Origin of the sequence: Thioalkalivibrio sp. ALJ16 (assembly GCF_000377345.1) — a bacterium.
In the GTDB taxonomy this organism is placed as follows: domain Bacteria; phylum Pseudomonadota; class Gammaproteobacteria; order Ectothiorhodospirales; family Ectothiorhodospiraceae; genus Thioalkalivibrio.
Map to the genome: position 1 here is coordinate 172,267 of NZ_KB898038.1, position 16,889 is coordinate 189,155.

A 16,889-nucleotide genomic window follows, 5' to 3' on the forward strand; every position below is an offset into this window, starting at 1 on the left:
CAGCGGCCCCCCATGGAGCCGGTATGGGGTAACTTACTCCTTGTCGCCAGCATCACGGGCTCGGACACAGAAGCGGGCGAGAATAGCAACATCGTGACGCGCCTGCCCCGCCTCCAGGGCAGCGTCGACCGCGGCCCGAACTGGCCTTAACCCATCGGTCTCCAGACCCAGATCCCGGCTGAGCCCCCCGAGGATGCCAAGATCCTTGTGATAGAGCCCGACCTGAAAGCCGGGCTCGAAGTCTCCGTCCAGCAGGCGCTGACCGTGGACCTCCAGGATACGGGAGCCGGCAAAGCCACCCAGCAGGGCCTCCCGCACCCGGGCTGGATCCACGCCCGACTGCTCAGCCAGGGCAAAGGCCTCGCCCACCGCCACCAGGGTCTCCCCGACCACCAGTTGGTTGCAGGCCTTGGCGATCTGCCCAGCCCCGCTGGACCCGACATGAGTGAGCGTCGAACCCACGATGTTGAAGATCGGGCGCAGCCGATCCACCGCATCCTCCGGACCACCGACCATCAGGCTGAGCGTCCCACTGCGGGCACCCGGCTCGCCGCCGGAGACCGGCGCATCCACGAACACCACCTCGCGCTCGGCCGCGGCCTGCGCGATCGCGCGCGTGCGGATAGGGTCAATGGTACTGTGATCGACCACTACCAGACCGGGCTGCGCATGGGCCAGGATGCCCCCGTCGCCCAGCATCAGTGCCTCCACGTCCGGCGTATCGGAGACATTCAGCACCAGCACGCGCACCTGGCGCACCAGCTCCTCCAGGCTCGCACAGACCCGTGCGCCGTCGCCCTCGAGGGCGCGGGCCGCGTCCCGGTTGCGCGCCCAGACCCGTAGATCGGCCCCGGCCGCGAGGAGGTTGCGGTTCATCGGGGCCCCCATGATGCCGAGGCCGATGGCGCCGATCGGCTGCAGTTCGGGGGGAATCATCGCTGTCGACATTGGGTGCTCCTGTAGCGGGGACGGGTCGGCAGGCACCTGGCAAGACCCGGCTGGACGGCGACCGGGAAGCAAAAACGCCCATCAATGTACACGATCGAGCCTGGTGTGTAGCGAAACCCCGGCGGCGTGGCCGCGATGACCGCCCATCCCGGGAAGCGCTTCCGAGGCATCAAAAAGCCCATCGTAATATTCTACTTTTATACTTTATTTCAAATACTTATCTTGCATCTGATCGGAATAATCGGGCCGGGTTCCCGTCCTCTTGATAACCGGGGCTACCAGGCAAGGATGCAACCGCCCTGTCCCGGACCGCCCCTCTCCAGGAGCACGACATGCACCCCCGGGGTGCCACCGAAAATCCACGGGAATACCGCGAGGACCCGATCATGAAGAAGAGCTTCATCCTGCCGCTGGCCCTGACCTCCGCTGCCCTGTTCGCCATGCCGGGCGCCGCCCTGGCCGACGACTACTATTCCGAGCAGAAGGTCGTCTACCACGTGAACCATAATGACGAACAGCGTCAGATGGGCGCGATGCGCAACATCCAGAACCACATCAATGCCGTGGGCGCCGACCGCATGAGCATCAAGGTCGTGATGCACGGCCCCGGGCTGAGCCTGCTGCGTCACGCCAACGACAACCAGGATCTGGCGGCCTTCATCGACCAGCTGAAGATGCAGGACGTCGCGTTCCAGATCTGCAACAACACCGTGGTCAACCAGAACATCGACCTCGCCAACGACCTCTACGACGCGGCCGAGGGCGACATCATCCCGAGCGGTGTCGCCCACCTGTCGCACCTGCAGCATCAGGGCTACACCTACGTGCGTCCGTAGCCGACTTTCGCAGTATCCCGGCGGCCGTCATCTCCCGGTCGTCGCTTCGGGCCCGGGCCTTCCCGGGCCCTTTTCTTTTCCGGCGTTCGCCACCCATTCCGGGCCTCATCGAGGACGGAATAGGCGGAAGCCCGCAGCGTCTATTGAATACCTGCCGGCCGCTTCTCCCCGGAGCCCTGGCCGCAGGATGCCAACCCCCTTGGCCCCCCGTGGCGTATCCAACCCGCCCGGGATATCGATTGTTTCAGGAGAACCTGTGCAATGAATGTAACGAAATGGATCCTTACCGGCCTGTTCGCAGCGGTCCTGGCCTTCCCCGGCCTGACCGCCGCAAATGACTTTGACTATGGCACCCACAAGGTCGTCTACCACGTGAACTACAGCGATACCGGCCGCTACATGGCCGCGATGGGCAATATCCAAAACCACATCAACGCCGTGGGCGTCGACAACATGGACGTAAAGGTCGTCATGCACGGCGACGGACTCGGCCTACTGCAAACCGCCATGACCAACGAAAACCTGCGCGGACGCATCGAGAATCTCAAGATGCAGAACGTGGAATTCCAGGTCTGCGCGAACACCCTGCGGGGCCGCAACATCGCACTGGAGGATCTGTACGACGCCAGCGAGGACGACATCATCCCCAGCGGCGTGGCGCATATCTCCTGGCTGCAGCATCAGGGGTACACCTACAGCCGTCCGTAGTCCCTGCAAGGCACTAGCCACATCCGGCCCGGGTCACACGATCCGGGCCTTTTTCATGAGGCGGCGCCCGGCCATTGGGACGGTGGGCGCGAACCGGTATGGTATGCGCAGCCTTCCCGACCCGAGTCCCGCCGTGTCCGCGATCCGCATCCAGCAGCTGCGCAAGACCTACGACGGCGTCCACGTCGTCGATGGCGTGGACCTGGAGATTGCCGCCGGCGAGTTCTTCGGGCTGCTCGGGCCCAACGGCGCAGGCAAGACGACGACCCTGCGCATGCTGCTGGGGATGACCCCGATCGACGGCGGGCAGGTGGAGGTACTGGGCCTGCCGATGCCGGAGGGCGAGCGCGAGGTGCGCAAGCGCCTGGGCATTGTGCCGCAGTTCGACACCCTGGATCCGGACTTCACCGTGATCGAGAACATGCGGACCTATGCCGCGTATTTTGGTCTCTCCGGCGCAACGGTCCAGGCGCGCATTGATCTCCTGCTGGAGCAGGTCAACCTGAACGACAAGCGCGGCGCGCGCATCAATGCCCTGTCCGGCGGCATGAAGCGCCGGCTGACCCTCGCACGCGCCCTGATCAACGAACCCGAGGTCGTCGTCCTGGACGAACCGACCACCGGACTGGACCCGCAGGCGCGCCACCACCTCTGGCGCCAGCTCCGTCAGCTGCGCGCGTCCGGCGTCACGCTGGTGCTGACCACGCATTACATGGAAGAGGCCCAGGAGCTGTGCGATCGCATTGCGATCATCGACCACGGCCGCATCATCGCCTGTGATCGACCCAGCCGCCTGATTGCCGAGCACATCGAACCCTGGGTGGTCACGGTCGGCGGGCCCGAAGCCGGCACCGCGATCGAGCAGGAGATTGGCCCGCGGGATCGCGCCCACCAGGTAGCGGATACCTGGCTGGTCTATACGGCCGAACCGGACCGGCTGCGCGAACGCCTGCGCGCCCGGGGCCTCGAACCGACCCTGCGCGAGGCGGACCTGGAAGACGTGTTCCTGAAACTCACCGGCCACGAGCTGCGCGACTGATGTCCGACCCAACCTCGACCTGGCTCCCCCGGCCCAGCCTGCGCTTCGTCGCGGTCTGGCGCCGCAACCTGCTGGTCTGGCGCAAGCTGCTGCTGCCGTCGATGCTCGGCAACTTCGGCGAACCGATCCTCTACCTGCTGGCCTTCGGCTACGGCTTCGGCCGCCTGGTAGGTGACCTCGACGGCATGAGCTACATGGTGTTCATCGCCTCCGGGATCATCTGCTCCTCGGCGATGTTCACCGCCAGCTTCGAGGGCATGTATTCCGCCTACACGCGCATGGCGGAGCAGAACACCTGGCTCGGGATGCTGGCGACACCGCTGACGCTGGACGACATCGTGTTCGCCGAGGCAATCTGGGCCGCGAGCAAGGGCCTGATCAGCGCCACCACCATCCTCGTCGTCGCCGCCGTCCTGGGACTGGTGAGCGACGCCCGCGCCCTGCTCGCCCTACCGGTGATCTTCCTCGCCGCATTCACCTTCGGCGCGCTCGCCCTGGTCATCACCGCGCTGGCGCGCAGCTACGACTTCTTCCTGTACTACTTCACGCTGGCGGTGACCCCGATGCTCCTGCTCTCCGGGGTGTTCTTCCCGCTGCAGGAGCTGCCCGACTGGGTGCAGACCCTGGCGCTGGCCCTGCCGCTGGCGCACGTGGTCGAGATCGTGCGCCCGCTGATGACCGGCAGCTGGCCGGGCAGCATCTGGCCGCACCTGGCGGTGATCGCGGGCTACGGCGCGGCCGCCATCATCCTGGCGACCGCGCTGATTCGACGCCGCCTGCTGCGCTGACCGCAACGGCGGCTGTGGCAAGATAGGCCCCCGCCCGAGGAAGACACCGCATGGCCACGCCTAACAACGATCCCCGCACCCCGCAGGAATACCGCGCCACCGTCGCCCGCGGGCTCGGCCCCCTGCTGGCCGAGGAACTGGTTACCCTCGGCGCCGCCGACGTGCGCGAGGAGGGCGGCGCGGTGCACTTCTCGGCCGATCTCGAAACGCTGTACCGCGTACTGCTGGGCAGCCGCATCGCCAGCCGTATCCTGCTGCCACTGGCGCGCTTCGAGCAGCCGGACGGGGATGGCTGCTACACCGCCGCCCGCGCGATCGACTGGCCCGCGCTGCTGGACCCCGGTGCGACCTTCGCGGTCGAGGTCGGCGGCAAGAGCCGCCACATCCGCCATACCCACTTCGCCGGGGTACGCATCAAGGACGCGGTGGCCGACGCCTTCCGCGAGGCAACCGGCGCCCGCCCGGACGTGGACCCGAAGCACCCGGACGTCCGCATCCTGCTGCAGCTGCAGGGTGATCACGCCCGTCTCTCCGTGGATATCGGCAACGGCGGCCTGCACCGGCGCGGCTACCGCGGAGCTGGCGGGGCCGCCCCGCTGCGCGAGAACCTCGCCGCGGCCCTGCTCGCCCGTGCCGGCTGGCCCGCACGCGTCGAGGACGACCCGGAACAGGCGCAGCTGCTGGACCCGTTCTGCGGCAGCGGCACCCTGGTGATCGAGGCCACCCTGATCGCCACGCACACCGCTCCCGGGCTGCTGCGCCAGGACTTCCGCCCGCAGGGCTGGGCCGGGCACGACGCCGCCCTGTGGCAGCGCTGTGTGGATACGGCCCAGGCGGCGGTCCGCCCCTGGCAGGGCCCGACGCTGCTGGGGTCGGATCGCGACCCGCGCGCGGTGCAGGCCGCGCGCCAGGCGGCCCGCACAGCCGGGGTCGCCGCCTGCACCCGCTTCGAGGTCGCCGACGTGCTGACCCTCACGCCCCCCGCACCGAACGGGCTGCTGATCAGCAACCCGCCCTACGGCGAACGCATCGGCGACCAGCCCGAACTGATCAAGCTCTACAGCCTGCTGGGCGAGCACCTCAAACAGGCCTTTGGCGGCTGGCAGGTGGCCCTGCTGGTCGCGGACACCACCGACTCCCGCCGCCTCGGGCTGCGCGCCACGCGCAAGTACCGCGTACACAACGGCCCGATCGACTGCCAGCTGCTGGAGTTCGACATCCATGCCCGCGAGGGACAGGCCGAGGCGGCACCCCCGGCACCCGAGTTCGCCAACCGCCTGCGCAAGAACCTGAAGCACCTGGATCGCTGGGCGCGGCGCCAGGGCGTGACCTGCTACCGCATCTACAGCGCGGACCTCGACGAATACCCGCTGCTGATTGACCGCTACCAGGCCACCGACGGCTCCGTGCGCCTGCACCTGCAGGAGTTCGCCGCCCCGGCATCGGTCGAACCCGCGCGCGCCGAGGCGCGCCTGCGCGGGGCGCTGGCCGCGACCCTGGAGGTCACCGGCGTCGAGCCCGCTCATCTACACTACAAGCAGCGGCGCGCCCAGAAAGGCCGCTCGCAGTACCAGCGTGCCGAGACCGCACAACCCGCCCCCTTCTGGGTCGAGGAACACGGCTGCCGGCTGAAGGTGGAGCTGGATGCCTATCTGGACAGCGGGCTGTTCCTGGACCACCGCCCGATGCGCCGCCGCCTGCAGGAAGAATGCCGCGGACTGCGGTTGCTGAACCTGTTCTGCTACACCGCCGCGGTCAGTGCCCATGCCGCCGTGGGGGGCGCCCGCCAGACCGTCTCGGTGGACCTGTCCAATACCTACCTCGACTGGGCCGCCGACAACCTCGCGGCCAACGGCTTCGAGGCCAGCGTGCGCGACGGGCGCAGTCGGCGCCGACCGGATACCCATGCCCTGCTGCGGGCCGACTGCATCACCTGGGTACGGGAGGCCGCGGACGACCCGGCGCTGCGCTTCGAGCGGATCTTCCTCGATCCTCCGACCTTCTCGAACTCGAAACGCACCGAGGCGGACTTCGAGGTCCAACGCGACCATGTCGAACTGATCCGGGATGCCGCGCGCCTGCTGACCGAGGACGGCATCCTGTACTTCTCGACCAACCGCCGCCGCTTCGAACTCGACAGCCAGGCCCTCGCGGGGCTGGAAGCCCGCGAGATCACACGCGAGACGCTGGACGAGGATTTTCGCCGCCCACCCCCGCCACACCGCTGCTGGGCCATCGCCAGGACCGCGTCCTGACCCGCAAACGGCAACGCCTGCGCACGCGCGGGCAGGGCTGCCGAATCCCGGAAAACGCCCGGCAGGCAAGCCATTTTCAGGTCCAAAAAAAGGCGCCCGAATGGGCGCCTGACTGGCAGTCTGCCAATACAACGATGCCGGCTACTCGCCGTACCCGTGGTTGGCTACCAGGTAGTCCACGATCTGTTCGCGCTGCTCGTCCGTAAGCCATGTCAGACCGTAGTCTTCCATGTCGTCCAGGACCCAGTTCCAGTCCGCTCGATTGAGGTTCTGGTTGGTCGCCACGGTCAGAGAATGGCAGGCCGCGCAGTTCTGCTCGAACAGCTGTTTCTTGGCCTGAATCTCGTCGTCGGTATCAGCAAATGCCGGGGCCGCGAACACCCCGAGAGTCATTGCCACAAGAGGCAGAAAAAAAACACGCTTCATGCGCTCACCATCATTTTTGTAAAAACCCGGGGCGCAATGATGCCCCGGGTGTGCACATTTGTCACGCAGCAACGGTGACCGGGATGCGATGCACGACGTTGCCGTCGTACCCACGCGGGTTCCACGGCTGCACCATCGGCTGGGTGTTGCCCTTGTCGTCCACGGCACGCGCCCAGATCTCGTAGTAGCCGCGATTCGGGAAGGACAGTTCCTTCTCGAAGTGCACCCACGCGTACTTGTTGACCGGCGGGCCCTTGAGATCGGCCTTCTCCCAGTTCAGGCCAAAGTCGGTGGAGATCCAGACTTCCGCGACCTCGTCCTCGCCCGCCCAGGCGTGGCCGGTGACCTTGACGGTCTCGCCACGCTCCAGACCAGTGTCCTTCTTCGGACCGGTAATCACGGACTTGATCAGCCACGGACCGCCGACCTTCATGTCCTCTTCCGGCGGACGCTCGCCCGGGGCCACCGGGTACTTCGGCATGCGGTAGGAGTAGCCGGTCATGCCGCGACCGTCGTGTTCCTGATCGCGCAGGGTGATCTTGTTCAGCCACTTGTGCGAGCAGGAGCCATACCAGCCCGGCACGACCAGACGCACCGGGAAGCCGTGGGTTGCCGGGATATCCTCGCCGTTCATGGCGAAGGCCACGATGGTGTGTTCTTCCATCGCCTTTTCCATCGGCACGCCACGCGAGAACGGGGCGCGATCGCCGAGGATCGGCTCGTAGCCGTAGTGTGCGGTGTACACCGCGCTGTCCTTCACACCGGCCCGTTCCAGGATGTCCTTCAGCGGAACGCCGGTCCATTTGGCATTGCCGATGGCACCACGGTCCCAGGGGTTGCCGCGCGGCTGCGGGTCGAAGTTCGCCCGGCCGTTACCGCCACACTCGATCGACAGCACCAGATCCTTGCTGTCCATGCTCTTCAGTTCGTCCAGGGTGATCTCGATCTCGTTGTGCACTTCACCGTCGATGGTCAGGGACCAGCCACTCGGATCCTGGTCGATCGCCTTCTGCGGGATCAGGTCGTTGTTGCGCACGAAGTGCTTGCTGTTCGGGGTGATCTCGTCGGCCATAGCATGCGCATGGGTCTCGGCGTTCAGCGGCCGCGCATTGTGGACGAGGAGGGCATCGGAGTCCTTGCCGGCCTGCTGCCAGGCGGCTCGGGACTGGGCGTCCTCGGCGAGGGCATCGGATTCGTCAGCCCAGGCGGCCGGGATCAGCCCGCGCCCGAACAGACCCCGCATGGCGGCATCGGTACCCGCACCAAAGCCGAACAGGGTCAGCGCCGCACCGCCCACGCCCATGTTGCCCATGAAACGACGCCGGGACACGGCCTCGTCAAAGATCTGCAGTGTTTCCGGGGTGGCCCCGGCATCTTCCGTAACGCCACGCAGCCGGTCAAAGAACTGGCCTTCTTTCTTGGATGTCATACATGCTCCTCCGTTGCACGGGTCCTGCGAATGCGATCCCCTCGACTGCCTCGCGGTCGTAAGGAATCCCAAGGCTTGTTAGACGAAGTTCAGATCCAATTCAACGGATTCTTCAGAGTCAAAACATAAAAAACTGTGCCCTGCAGGAACCCTGTGTCCGAACTCCAATTTACCGTTTATAAGAATGTACTGACGAACCAATAGCGCGCCCAGTACCCTTTCCACCTGTTGCCCTGTCAGGCATCCTGCACAGCCGCTCAAGACGCGCTCGCGCCGGCAGCAGATGGCGCTGGCTGGTTTCAGCCACGAGCATTTCTAGCAGGCGGGGGTAAATCCTGCAACAAAAGATTGGGTTTTTTTACAGGATCCAAAAAACATTACTCGAGGCCCATATTCGGCCTACGACATGTGGCGTAAAATGGTCCCGCGTTGCGCCGCGCAACCTACTGAAAGTCAAGGTTCGTTAACTTTCATTAATATTTTGGGAATCTACATAATGCAAAACCGCATTTCTCTTTTCGTATATACAAAAGCACTTATGCTGACCGTCGTACTCATGGCTATCGGCCTCAGCGCAACGATGACCAGCGCGGCATCGGAGCCTGTCATCGAGATCCGCGACATCGAGGCCGGTGACGGCCCGGAAATCGTGCGCCATGACACGGCGATCCTGCATTACACCGGCTCCCTGGACGCGGACGGATCAGTGTTCGATTCCAGCCGTGAATCCGGGGCCCCGTTCGCGCTGACCATCGGCACCGGCCAGGTCATCCCGGGCTTTGAACAGGGAGTGAAAGGCATGCGCGAGGGTGGCAAGCGCGAGATCATCATCCCGCCGGAACTGGCCTACGGCGAGCGCGGCGCCGGGAACATCATTCCCTCCAACGCCACCCTGCGCTTCGAGGTCGAGATCCTGGAAGTGGAGCGCGCACCCTTCAGCGCCCTGGACAACGAGGGCCTGGCTGAAAAGGTGCGCGAAGGGGCCACCATCGTCGACATCCGCCGCCCGGACGAGTGGGCCGAGACCGGCGTGATCGAGGGCAGCCACCGCATCACGGCCTTCGACGAGAACGGCGACCTGAACCCGGAGTTCGGCCAGAAATTCACCGATCTGGTCCAGCCCGGTGACGAGGTCATCCTGATCTGCCGCGTCGGCAACCGCACCGCGGCCCTGGCCCGGGCGCTGACCGACGGGCTGGGATACGAGAACGTCTACAACGTCACCGACGGGATCATGGCGTGGCTGGACGACGAGCGCGTGGTGCAGCACGACTGCCCGGAGACCGCCGAAACCGCGCAGTGCTAGCACCGACGGTCTGATTCGCGCCCGGGCCGGCCCGGGCACTCGTCGCGAGCGCGGGGGGAAGATCGAGGCGCCTGTTGCGGTCGCCCCCGCGCCGCGCGGGGATAATCAAACGCTCAAGCGCGGGAGCGGAAAAGCGCGCGGCCTGACTCGCAGCCGGCCCGCTGTCAGGCCGTCAGGCCGGCAGGCCCGGCTGGGCCCGCCGACCCATTCGGCTACCGGGAAGGCCGGCTCAGTCCCGTGCGTCCGGTTCGCGGTCGAAGTCGAGGCGATGACTGGTCCCCGGAGCCGGCGCTTCATCGTCAGCGGACGGACCCAGACTGAGCCCGGCATCGGAGGCGACGTCCGCGAGATCGCGGATCTGTTCCAGCGGCGGCAACTCGTCCAGCCGCGCCAGCCCCAGATCATCGAGAAAACCGCGGGTGGTCGCGTACAACGCGGGCCGCCCCGGGACTTCCTTGTGCCCCACCACGCGCACCCACTCGCGCTCCTGCAGGGTGCGCATAATCCCGGAACTCACTGCCACCCCGCGCACTGCCTCGATCTCGGCACGCGTGACGGGCTGGCGATAGGCGATGATGGCAAGCGTCTCCAGCAGGGCCCGCGACAACCGCGCCGGACGCTCCGGCTGGGCCGCCTGTACGGTCGCGGAGAAACGCGCGCGCACACGGAAGCGGTAGCCACCGGCGGAACGCACCAGCTCGATGGCGCGATCGCGGTAGCGCGCTTCCAGCCGGTCCAGCGCCCGCTCCAGCAGGGCCTGATCGACCTCGCCCAGGTCGGCACAGGCCGCCTTCAGGTCGCGTGCGGGTACCGGCTCGGCGGCCGCAAACAGCACCGCTTCCAGCGCCAGTTCGATGGCACCCAGCTGCTCCACACCCGCCTCCACCGTGCGGCCCTCGCTCACGCCGGTGCCTCCCGCTCCGTGGTGTCGGCGCCGCGCCGACGCAGCTGGATGGGGCTGTACGGTTCGCTTTGCCCCCACTCGATCAGCCCCGCCTTGGTCAGCTCCAGGATCGCGAGGAACGAAACGACCACACCCTGACGCCCTTCCGCGCTCAGCAGCAGGGCCACGAAATCGACGAATTGTTCCGGGTGCAGGCGTTCGAGGATGTCCGACATGCGGCTGCGTACCGACAGCTGCTCGGTGGAGACATGATGATGAGCGGTCAGACTGGCCCGATGCATGACCGCCGCCAGCGCCTCCATCAATTCATCCAGGGTCGGTGCCGGAGGCGGCGGCCCCTCCAGGGCCTCCACACTGGCGCCGGCGGCATATACGTCGCGATCCATGCGCGGCAGTGCATCGATGCGCTCGGCGGCAGTCTTGAACTGCTCGTACTCCTGCAGCTGGCGGATCAGCGCCATGCGCGGGTCGGCGTCGTCATCCGACTCCGCCTCACGCGGGCGCGGCAGCAGCATGCGCGACTTGATCTCCGCCAGCAGCGCGGCCATCACCAGATACTCGCCCGCAAGCTCGAGGCGCAGGGCGCGCATCACCTCGATGTAAGCCATGTACTGGCGAGTGATCTCCGCAATCGGGATCGCGAGGATGTCCAGGTTCTGGCGCCGAATCAGGTACAGCAGCAGGTCCAGCGGCCCCTCGAAGGAATCCAGAAAGACCTCCAGGGCATCCGGCGGGATGTAGAGATCAGCCGGGAGCTCCACCACCGGCTCCCCGTGCACGCGGTACAGCACGTCCCCGTCCGCACCGGTCTCCGCGGTCGTGGGCAGCGCCAGATCGCCTTCCGACTCAGCGCGCGGATCCATACCACTGGCTCATCGCAGGTAGTCCAGCCCCATCGCCCGGCGCACTTCCTCAAGCGTCTCGCGCGCCTCTTCGCGAGCCGCTTCGGAACCCTCGACGATGATGGAGCGCACCAGGTTCGGGTCCTCGGCGTATTCCTTCGCGCGCTGCTGGATCGGCTCCAGTTCCGCCTGCACCGCCTCGATCAGCGGGCGCTTGCAGTCGATACAGCCAATCCCGGCCGTGGTGCAGCCGGCATGCAGCTCCGCGCGCTGGCTTTCGCCGGTGTAGACCTTGTGCAAGTCCCACACCGGGCACTTGGCCGGATCGCCGGGGTCGGTGCGCCGCACCCGGGCCGGATCGGTGGGCATGGTGCGGATCAGCTGTTCCACCTCGGCCGGCTCGGTGCGCAGGCTGATGGTGTTGCCATAGCTCTTGGACATCTTGCGCCCGTCCAGGCCGGGCATCTTCGAGGCCGGGGTCAGGCGAGCCTGCGGTTCCGGCAGGATGATCTTGCCGCCCCCCTCGAGGTAGCCGAACAGGCGCTCGCGGTCCCCCAGCGAGATGTTCTGCTGCGACTCGAGCATCGCCCGCGCCACCTCCAGAGCCTCGTCCTCGCCCTGCTCCTGGTAGCGCTTGCGCAGGTCGCGGTAGCGCTTGGCGGCCTTCTTGCCCATCTTGTCAGCAGCCGCCTCGGCCTTCTCGGCAAAGCCCGGCTCGCGCCCGTAGAGGTGGTTGAAGCGCCGCGCGATCTCGCGCGTGACTTCGAGATGCGACACCTGATCCTCGCCCACCGGGACCATGCCGGCGCGATAGGCCAGCACGTCCGCGCTCTGCAGTACCGGATAGCCGAGGAAGCCGTAGGTCGCCAGGTCCTTTTCGCGCAGCTGCTCCTGCTGGTCCTTGTAGGTCGGTACACGCTCCAGCCAGCCCAGCGGGGTAATCATCGACAGCAGCAGGTGCAGCTCGGCATGCTCCGGTACACGCGACTGTACGAACAGCGTCGCCGAGCCCGGGCTCACCCCTGCCGCCAGCCAGTCGATCACCATCTCGGTCACATGCTGCTGCAGGTCACCCGGGTTCTCGTAATGGGTGGTCAACGCGTGCCAGTCGGCCACGAAGAAGAAGCACTCGTAGTTGTGCTGCAGCTCGATCCAGTTTTTCAGCACACCGTGGTAGTGGCCCAGATGCAGGCGCCCGGTGGGGCGCATGCCGGAAATCACGCGCTGGTTGGTACCCTGGTTACTGCTCACGGAATCAATCCCTTCCTGTCAGGAAACGGGCGCAGGCGCGCCCGGTCAGTGATCTCAGAACATACCGCCGGAGAATGCGAACAGCATTGCCAGCAGCATGGCGGTGCGGTCCACGCCGTTGATGTTCACGCGGCCATCCTTCATCTCCACCGCGGCGTGCCAGAAACCGGCCTCGCCATCGCGCCGGACCCAGCCGTCCACGGCCAGCGCATGCAACTGGGCATCGAGGTCGATATCCGGATAGGCCGCGTCGAATTCCTCCACCCATTCCAGCCCGAGCCGCAGCTCGCTGTCCAGCAACAGCGCCTCCAGCGGTCGGGTCGCAAACGCCTGCGCTGTGCCCCGCAGGCCCAACTCGGCCTCCAGTGCCAGCTGACGCACCGGCGTTTCGTTCAGCGAGGCCTTCAGCTCGATCGCCGGATGGTGCTCGATCATGCCCGCCAGTGCGTCGATCATGGCCGCGCCGATCAGGGCATTGCGCTGCTCGCCCTCGATGCCGCGCGTATCGACCGATTCCAGTTCCGCCAGCAGGGCCAGCAGGCTGGGCCGGTCCCAGCGCAGGACGCCCAGCTGCAGGTCCAGTGCCTCAAGGGTCAGGGCATCGCCTTCGCCATCGTCCAGGCGGGCATGATCCACCTGCAGGCGCAGGCGCGAGTCCAGACGGTCATTGCTCGTCTGCTGGAACGCATCCACACGCGGGCGTTCGATCCGCAGGCGGGTGGCCGCGTCCTCCCGCAACTCCACCGCGGAGGCGGCGAGGCCCGCCTCGTAGTCCGGCAAACGCCCGAAGACGCCGTCGGCATCGGCCTCGAACACGGTGGCGTAACGGGCATCGTGGGCCTCCCAGTCAAAGCGACCGTCCGACACCCGCAGTTGCGGCAGGTCGGCACTGACCAGGATCTGCTCGGACGACCAGGCGAAGCGTCCCTGCCCGGCCGCCAGTTCAAGCCACAGCGCCCCACCGACCGTGGCCGCATGATCGGCGACCTCGGGCACGGTCATCAGGTCCATGCGCAGGTCGTCGAACGCAATGCGCGTGGTCACGCCGCCCCCGAGTCCGGACCGCGAATGGGCCCGGAGATCCAGCGAGCGCAGCAGGTGATCCACCAGCGCATCACTCGGCGTGGCCAGCCCGTCCAGGTCCACGCGCGAATCGGCGCGCGCCCCGAGTACCCCGTGGCGCAGTTCGTGTACCAGCGGGATCTCGATGCGCTCGCCGTCCTCCTCCAGCACCAGGCGGCTCCGCCCGCTCGCGCCCAGGTAGCCACGTTCGTACTCGAGCATCTCGTGGCGCAGGAGCAACTCGCCCAGCCGCGCCTCATGGGTCTCGGCCAGCGTCCCCTGCACTTGGGTTCCGATCACCAGCGGCCAGACCGCGGCCAGGGCCAGCAGCACCACCGCAAGAATTATCCATTTACGCACTGCGTCTCCCTGCGGCCCTGCCGCTCTCCAGTACCGGTCGCCTGCGCCCGCGCCGCGACCTATTCATCCAGGAATTCCACGTTGCCCAGACCGTGGCGGACCACCTCCGGCGCCGCGCCGGTCAGATCCAGCACACTGGTCGCCTCCAACGTCCCCGCCCCGCCATCGACCACCAGGTCCACGGCATGGCCCAGACGATCGTCGATCTCCCAGGGCTCGGTCAGCGGGTGCTCGTCCTCCGGCAGCTGCAGGGTCGCGGACATCAGCGGCGAACCCAGCTCCCGCAGCAGGGCCGAGACGATCGGGCTTGCTGGCACGCGCAGGCCGATCGTGCGCCGTTTCGGATGCTGCAGGCGCCGCGGTACCTCGCGCGTGGCCGGCAGGATGAAGGTATAGGGCCCGGGCGTCAGGGTCTTCATCAGACGAAACGCGGTGTTGTCCACCTTCGCGTAGACCCCCAGTTCCGAGAGGTCACGGCACAGCAGGGTCAGGTGGTGGGTATCGTCGACCTGGCGGATGCGCCGGATACGATCCGCCCCGGTCTTGTCCCCCGGGAGGCAGGCCAGCGCATAGCAGGCATCCGTCGGCAGCGCGATCACCGCCCCTTCCTGGAGTCGGTCCAGGACCTGACGGATCAGCCTCGGCTGGGGGTTGTCGGGGTGGATCGAAAGCATGGGCGCGGCGCAAACGGAAACGGGCCGCGCAGTGTAGCGCATCCGCCTGCCGGCCCATAAGAACACGCGGTGACGGTGGCCGCCCCGCTGCGCCGCGCGCATGTAAATTCATCAGTGTTTCCCTACACTGCGCGAAACTCGAGGAGAACGCCGATGCTGTACATGATCCAGGGCCAGGATGTACCGGAATCGCTGGACGCGCGCCTGGCCGCGCGCCCGGAACACCTCGCCCGCCTGCAGAACCTGCGCGACGACGGGCGCCTGATCCTGGCCGGCCCGTGCCCTGCCATCGACAGCGACGACCCCGGACCGGCCGGGTTCACCGGCAGCCTGATCGTTGCCGAATTCCCGTCGCTGGAGGCGGCACGCGCATGGGCGGATGCCGACCCCTACGTGGCTGCCGGGGTCTACGCCCGCGTGGATGTGCGGCCGTTCAAGCAGGTGTTTTGATGCGCGCCGCCATCCACCACCGGGGCCGGCACTGGGGCCTGGCCGCCGTTACCGCCGTGATCCTCCTGAGCGGCTGCGGCAACGGCCTTGATGCACCCGACACCGAGGACAGCATCAGCGCCGACACCCGCGACGTGGACACCGTCGCCACGGTCAACAACGAGCCCATCACCCGGGCCGACCTGTTTACCTACTCCGGCATGGACGAGGATGCCGGCGCTGCCTCCGCAGACGGCACGCTCGAGGAACTCATCAGCCTCGAACTGCTGCGCCAGGAGGCCGAGGCCCGCGGGCTGGATCGCGACGCCGAGACCCGGCGCATCCTGCGCATGGTGGAAACCAACCTGCTGGCCTCGCGGCTGATGGAGGACATCACCGCCGAGCTGGAGATCACCGAGGCCGACCTCGAGGCAGAATACGAACGCCAGATCGAGGCCATGCGCGGCACCGAATACCGCGCCCGCCACATCCTCGTCGACGACGCCGAGCGGGCCCGGGAGCTGCTCGCGGAGCTGGAAGCGGGCGCGGACTTCGCGGAGCTGGCCGCGGCGCATTCCACCGATCCCGGGTCCGCGGCCCGCGGCGGCGACCTCGGCTGGTTCAGCCCGGAACAGATGGTCCCGTCATTCAGCGAGGCCGCCACGCGCCTGGAGGCCGGCGAGACCACCCGCGAACCGGTGGAAAGCCCGTTTGGCTGGCATCTGATCCGCCTGGAAGAGACCCGCGAGATCGAAATGCCCGAGCTGGACGACGTGCGGGTCGAACTGATCGAGATCCTCGAAAGCCGCGCCATTCAGGACTACCTGGAGGCACTGCGCGAGGACGCCGACATCCAGATCCCGACCCGGCCCACCAACCAGTAGACGCCCGACCGGGCACACGGGCCTCAATGCACGTGGTGCCCGCCGGCGCCATCTCGCATGTGATCGCCCGTCGAATCGCCGTGGTGGTCACCATGGCGGTCATGGCCATGGTGACCGTCGGTGGCCCCTTCCCCGCGCTGAACCCGCGCGTGAATCACCATGCTCTCGCCATCATCGAACTCGAGCACCACGGGCACCCACTCGCCCGCGGTCAGCGGTTCCACCAGCCCGATGAACATCAGGTGCAGCCCGCCCGGCTCGAGCACCAGCGTCTCCCCGGCCGGCAGGTCCAGCCCGTCGACCTGGCGCATGCGCATCACGCCATCCACATGCGCATGCTCGTGCAGCTCCACCACCCGCGAAATCGGGGCCTCGGCAGCCACGATGCGGTAGTCCTGTTCGCCCGTGTTGCGGAGCACGAAATAGCCACCGGTCATGTCGCCGGGCATCAGCCGCACCCACGGAACGCCCTCCATCTCCAGGCCGGGACGGCATTCGCAGATCTCCGGGTCGGCCGCCAGTACCGATCCCGAGGTCGTCCCCAGGAGGAGGGCACCGCCCAGCAGGCCGTGCAGAAAGCGCTTGGCTTGTTTCATGTCGTTCGCCTCATTGCTCAGGGAATTGCTACGCCGAATTGCCCCGCCGCCTCGGGCCGCAGCACAGGGCCCGCGGGTGTGTGCACATTAACCAGCATTTGCTTATATTGCCACCAGCACCGGCATGCCGGCCGATACCGTGTACGGGCCGC

General features: G+C 67.0%; 17 protein-coding genes. 8 read left to right on the forward strand and 9 right to left on the reverse strand.

Annotated features, from left to right (window positions below; translation table 11 throughout):
- Window positions 1-33: 33 nt before the first annotated feature.
- Window positions 34-948 carry an NAD(P)-dependent oxidoreductase gene (locus tag D000_RS0102875; protein WP_026279721.1) on the reverse strand — a complete coding sequence of 305 codons (915 nt, stop codon included), beginning with the start codon at window positions 946-948 and terminating at the stop codon, window positions 34-36.
- Between the two features lie 386 nt (window positions 949-1,334).
- Between D000_RS0102875 and D000_RS0102880 the strand changes: the two genes are divergently transcribed.
- The 5 genes from D000_RS0102880 to rlmKL all read left to right on the forward strand — a co-directional run bounded on the left by D000_RS0102880 (window position 1,335) and on the right by rlmKL (window position 6,574).
- Complete coding sequence (locus tag D000_RS0102880; protein WP_026279722.1) at window positions 1,335-1,784, forward strand: DsrE family protein; 450 nt, start codon at window positions 1,335-1,337, stop codon at window positions 1,782-1,784.
- A gap of 261 nt (window positions 1,785-2,045) precedes the next feature.
- Window positions 2,046-2,492, forward strand: coding sequence for a DsrE family protein (locus tag D000_RS0102885; protein WP_018872051.1), 447 nt, complete (start codon window positions 2,046-2,048; stop codon window positions 2,490-2,492).
- A 133-nt stretch (window positions 2,493-2,625) separates the two neighbouring features.
- Window positions 2,626-3,531, forward strand: coding sequence for an ABC transporter ATP-binding protein (locus D000_RS0102890; RefSeq protein ID WP_018872052.1), 906 nt, complete (start codon window positions 2,626-2,628; stop codon window positions 3,529-3,531).
- Entirely contained in the window at window positions 3,531-4,319 is a 789-nt protein-coding gene (locus D000_RS0102895; RefSeq protein WP_018872053.1) for an ABC transporter permease, read from the forward strand. Before D000_RS0102890 ends, D000_RS0102895 begins: the two co-directional genes overlap by 1 nt.
- 50 nt (window positions 4,320-4,369) lie before the next feature.
- A complete protein-coding gene (gene rlmKL, locus D000_RS0102900; RefSeq protein ID WP_018872054.1) occupies window positions 4,370-6,574 on the forward strand; it encodes a bifunctional 23S rRNA (guanine(2069)-N(7))-methyltransferase RlmK/23S rRNA (guanine(2445)-N(2))-methyltransferase RlmL in 2,205 nt (734 codons plus the stop codon).
- Window positions 6,575-6,715: 141 nt separating this feature from the next.
- Here the strand turns inward: rlmKL and D000_RS0102905 are convergent, their stop codons facing one another.
- Both D000_RS0102905 and D000_RS0102910 read right to left on the reverse strand, forming a co-directional pair.
- Window positions 6,716-7,000, reverse strand: coding sequence for a c-type cytochrome (locus D000_RS0102905; protein ID WP_026279723.1), 285 nt, complete (start codon window positions 6,998-7,000; stop codon window positions 6,716-6,718).
- Window positions 7,001-7,061: 61 nt separating this feature from the next.
- Complete coding sequence (locus D000_RS0102910) at window positions 7,062-8,429, reverse strand: sulfite oxidase (RefSeq protein ID WP_018872056.1); 1,368 nt, start codon at window positions 8,427-8,429, stop codon at window positions 7,062-7,064.
- A 556-nt stretch (window positions 8,430-8,985) separates the two neighbouring features.
- On the opposite strand from D000_RS0102910, the gene D000_RS0102915 reads away from it, so the two are divergent.
- Window positions 8,986-9,735 carry an FKBP-type peptidyl-prolyl cis-trans isomerase gene (locus D000_RS0102915; RefSeq protein WP_155999212.1) on the forward strand — a complete coding sequence of 250 codons (750 nt, stop codon included), beginning with the start codon at window positions 8,986-8,988 and terminating at the stop codon, window positions 9,733-9,735.
- Between the two features lie 229 nt (window positions 9,736-9,964).
- On the opposite strand, the gene scpB is transcribed toward D000_RS0102915, so the two are convergent.
- Genes scpB through D000_RS0102940 form a run of 5 tightly spaced genes read right to left on the reverse strand, consistent with a single transcriptional unit; the run spans window position 9,965 to window position 14,828 of the window.
- A complete protein-coding gene (gene scpB / locus D000_RS0102920; protein WP_018872058.1) occupies window positions 9,965-10,639 on the reverse strand; it encodes an SMC-Scp complex subunit ScpB in 675 nt (224 codons plus the stop codon).
- Window positions 10,636-11,502, reverse strand: a complete 867-nt coding sequence (locus tag D000_RS0102925; protein ID WP_018872059.1) for a ScpA family protein — start codon at window positions 11,500-11,502, stop codon at window positions 10,636-10,638. Before D000_RS0102925 ends, scpB begins: the two co-directional genes overlap by 4 nt.
- Before the next feature lie 9 nt (window positions 11,503-11,511).
- On the reverse strand, window positions 11,512-12,732 hold the full coding sequence (locus tag D000_RS0102930; RefSeq protein WP_018872060.1) for a tryptophan--tRNA ligase: 1,221 nt from the start codon (window positions 12,730-12,732) through the stop codon (window positions 11,512-11,514).
- 54 nt (window positions 12,733-12,786) lie between these two features.
- A complete protein-coding gene (locus D000_RS0102935; RefSeq protein ID WP_026279724.1) occupies window positions 12,787-14,154 on the reverse strand; it encodes a DUF945 family protein in 1,368 nt (455 codons plus the stop codon).
- Between the two features lie 59 nt (window positions 14,155-14,213).
- Complete coding sequence (locus D000_RS0102940) at window positions 14,214-14,828, reverse strand: L-threonylcarbamoyladenylate synthase (protein WP_026279725.1); 615 nt, start codon at window positions 14,826-14,828, stop codon at window positions 14,214-14,216.
- A gap of 153 nt (window positions 14,829-14,981) precedes the next feature.
- Here D000_RS0102940 and D000_RS0102945 point away from each other — a divergent pair, with 153 nt between their 5' ends.
- On the forward strand, window positions 14,982-15,278 hold the full coding sequence (locus D000_RS0102945) for a YciI family protein (RefSeq protein ID WP_018872063.1): 297 nt from the start codon (window positions 14,982-14,984) through the stop codon (window positions 15,276-15,278).
- Window positions 15,278-16,141, forward strand: a complete 864-nt coding sequence (locus tag D000_RS0102950; RefSeq protein ID WP_018872064.1) for a peptidylprolyl isomerase — start codon at window positions 15,278-15,280, stop codon at window positions 16,139-16,141. The genes D000_RS0102945 and D000_RS0102950 overlap by 1 nt, the downstream gene beginning before the upstream one ends.
- 23 nt (window positions 16,142-16,164) lie before the next feature.
- On the opposite strand, the gene D000_RS0102955 is transcribed toward D000_RS0102950, so the two are convergent.
- Window positions 16,165-16,737: a copper chaperone PCu(A)C gene (locus D000_RS0102955; protein WP_018872065.1), complete on the reverse strand. Its 573-nt coding sequence runs from the start codon at window positions 16,735-16,737 to the stop codon at window positions 16,165-16,167.
- Window positions 16,738-16,889 lie beyond the last annotated feature (152 nt).

Bases quoted from the DNA above. Each gene is read 5' to 3' on its own strand.
- D000_RS0102875 (WP_026279721.1), bottom strand. From the start codon at position 948: ATGTCGACAGCGATGATTCCCCCCGAACTGCAGCCGATCGGCGCCATC.
- D000_RS0102880 (WP_026279722.1), top strand. From the start codon at position 1,335: ATGAAGAAGAGCTTCATCCTGCCGCTGGCCCTGACCTCCGCTGCCCTG.
- D000_RS0102885 (WP_018872051.1), top strand. From the start codon at position 2,046: ATGAATGTAACGAAATGGATCCTTACCGGCCTGTTCGCAGCGGTCCTG.
- D000_RS0102895 (WP_018872053.1), top strand. From the start codon at position 3,531: ATGTCCGACCCAACCTCGACCTGGCTCCCCCGGCCCAGCCTGCGCTTC.
- rlmKL (WP_018872054.1), top strand. From the start codon at position 4,370: ATGGCCACGCCTAACAACGATCCCCGCACCCCGCAGGAATACCGCGCC.
- D000_RS0102905 (WP_026279723.1), bottom strand. From the start codon at position 7,000: ATGAAGCGTGTTTTTTTTCTGCCTCTTGTGGCAATGACTCTCGGGGTG.
- D000_RS0102910 (WP_018872056.1), bottom strand. From the start codon at position 8,429: ATGACATCCAAGAAAGAAGGCCAGTTCTTTGACCGGCTGCGTGGCGTT.
- D000_RS0102915 (WP_155999212.1), top strand. From the start codon at position 8,986: ATGGCTATCGGCCTCAGCGCAACGATGACCAGCGCGGCATCGGAGCCT.
- D000_RS0102925 (WP_018872059.1), bottom strand. From the start codon at position 11,502: ATGGATCCGCGCGCTGAGTCGGAAGGCGATCTGGCGCTGCCCACGACC.
- D000_RS0102940 (WP_026279725.1), bottom strand. From the start codon at position 14,828: ATGCTTTCGATCCACCCCGACAACCCCCAGCCGAGGCTGATCCGTCAG.
- D000_RS0102945 (WP_018872063.1), top strand. From the start codon at position 14,982: ATGCTGTACATGATCCAGGGCCAGGATGTACCGGAATCGCTGGACGCG.
- D000_RS0102950 (WP_018872064.1), top strand. From the start codon at position 15,278: ATGCGCGCCGCCATCCACCACCGGGGCCGGCACTGGGGCCTGGCCGCC.
- D000_RS0102955 (WP_018872065.1), bottom strand. From the start codon at position 16,737: ATGAAACAAGCCAAGCGCTTTCTGCACGGCCTGCTGGGCGGTGCCCTC.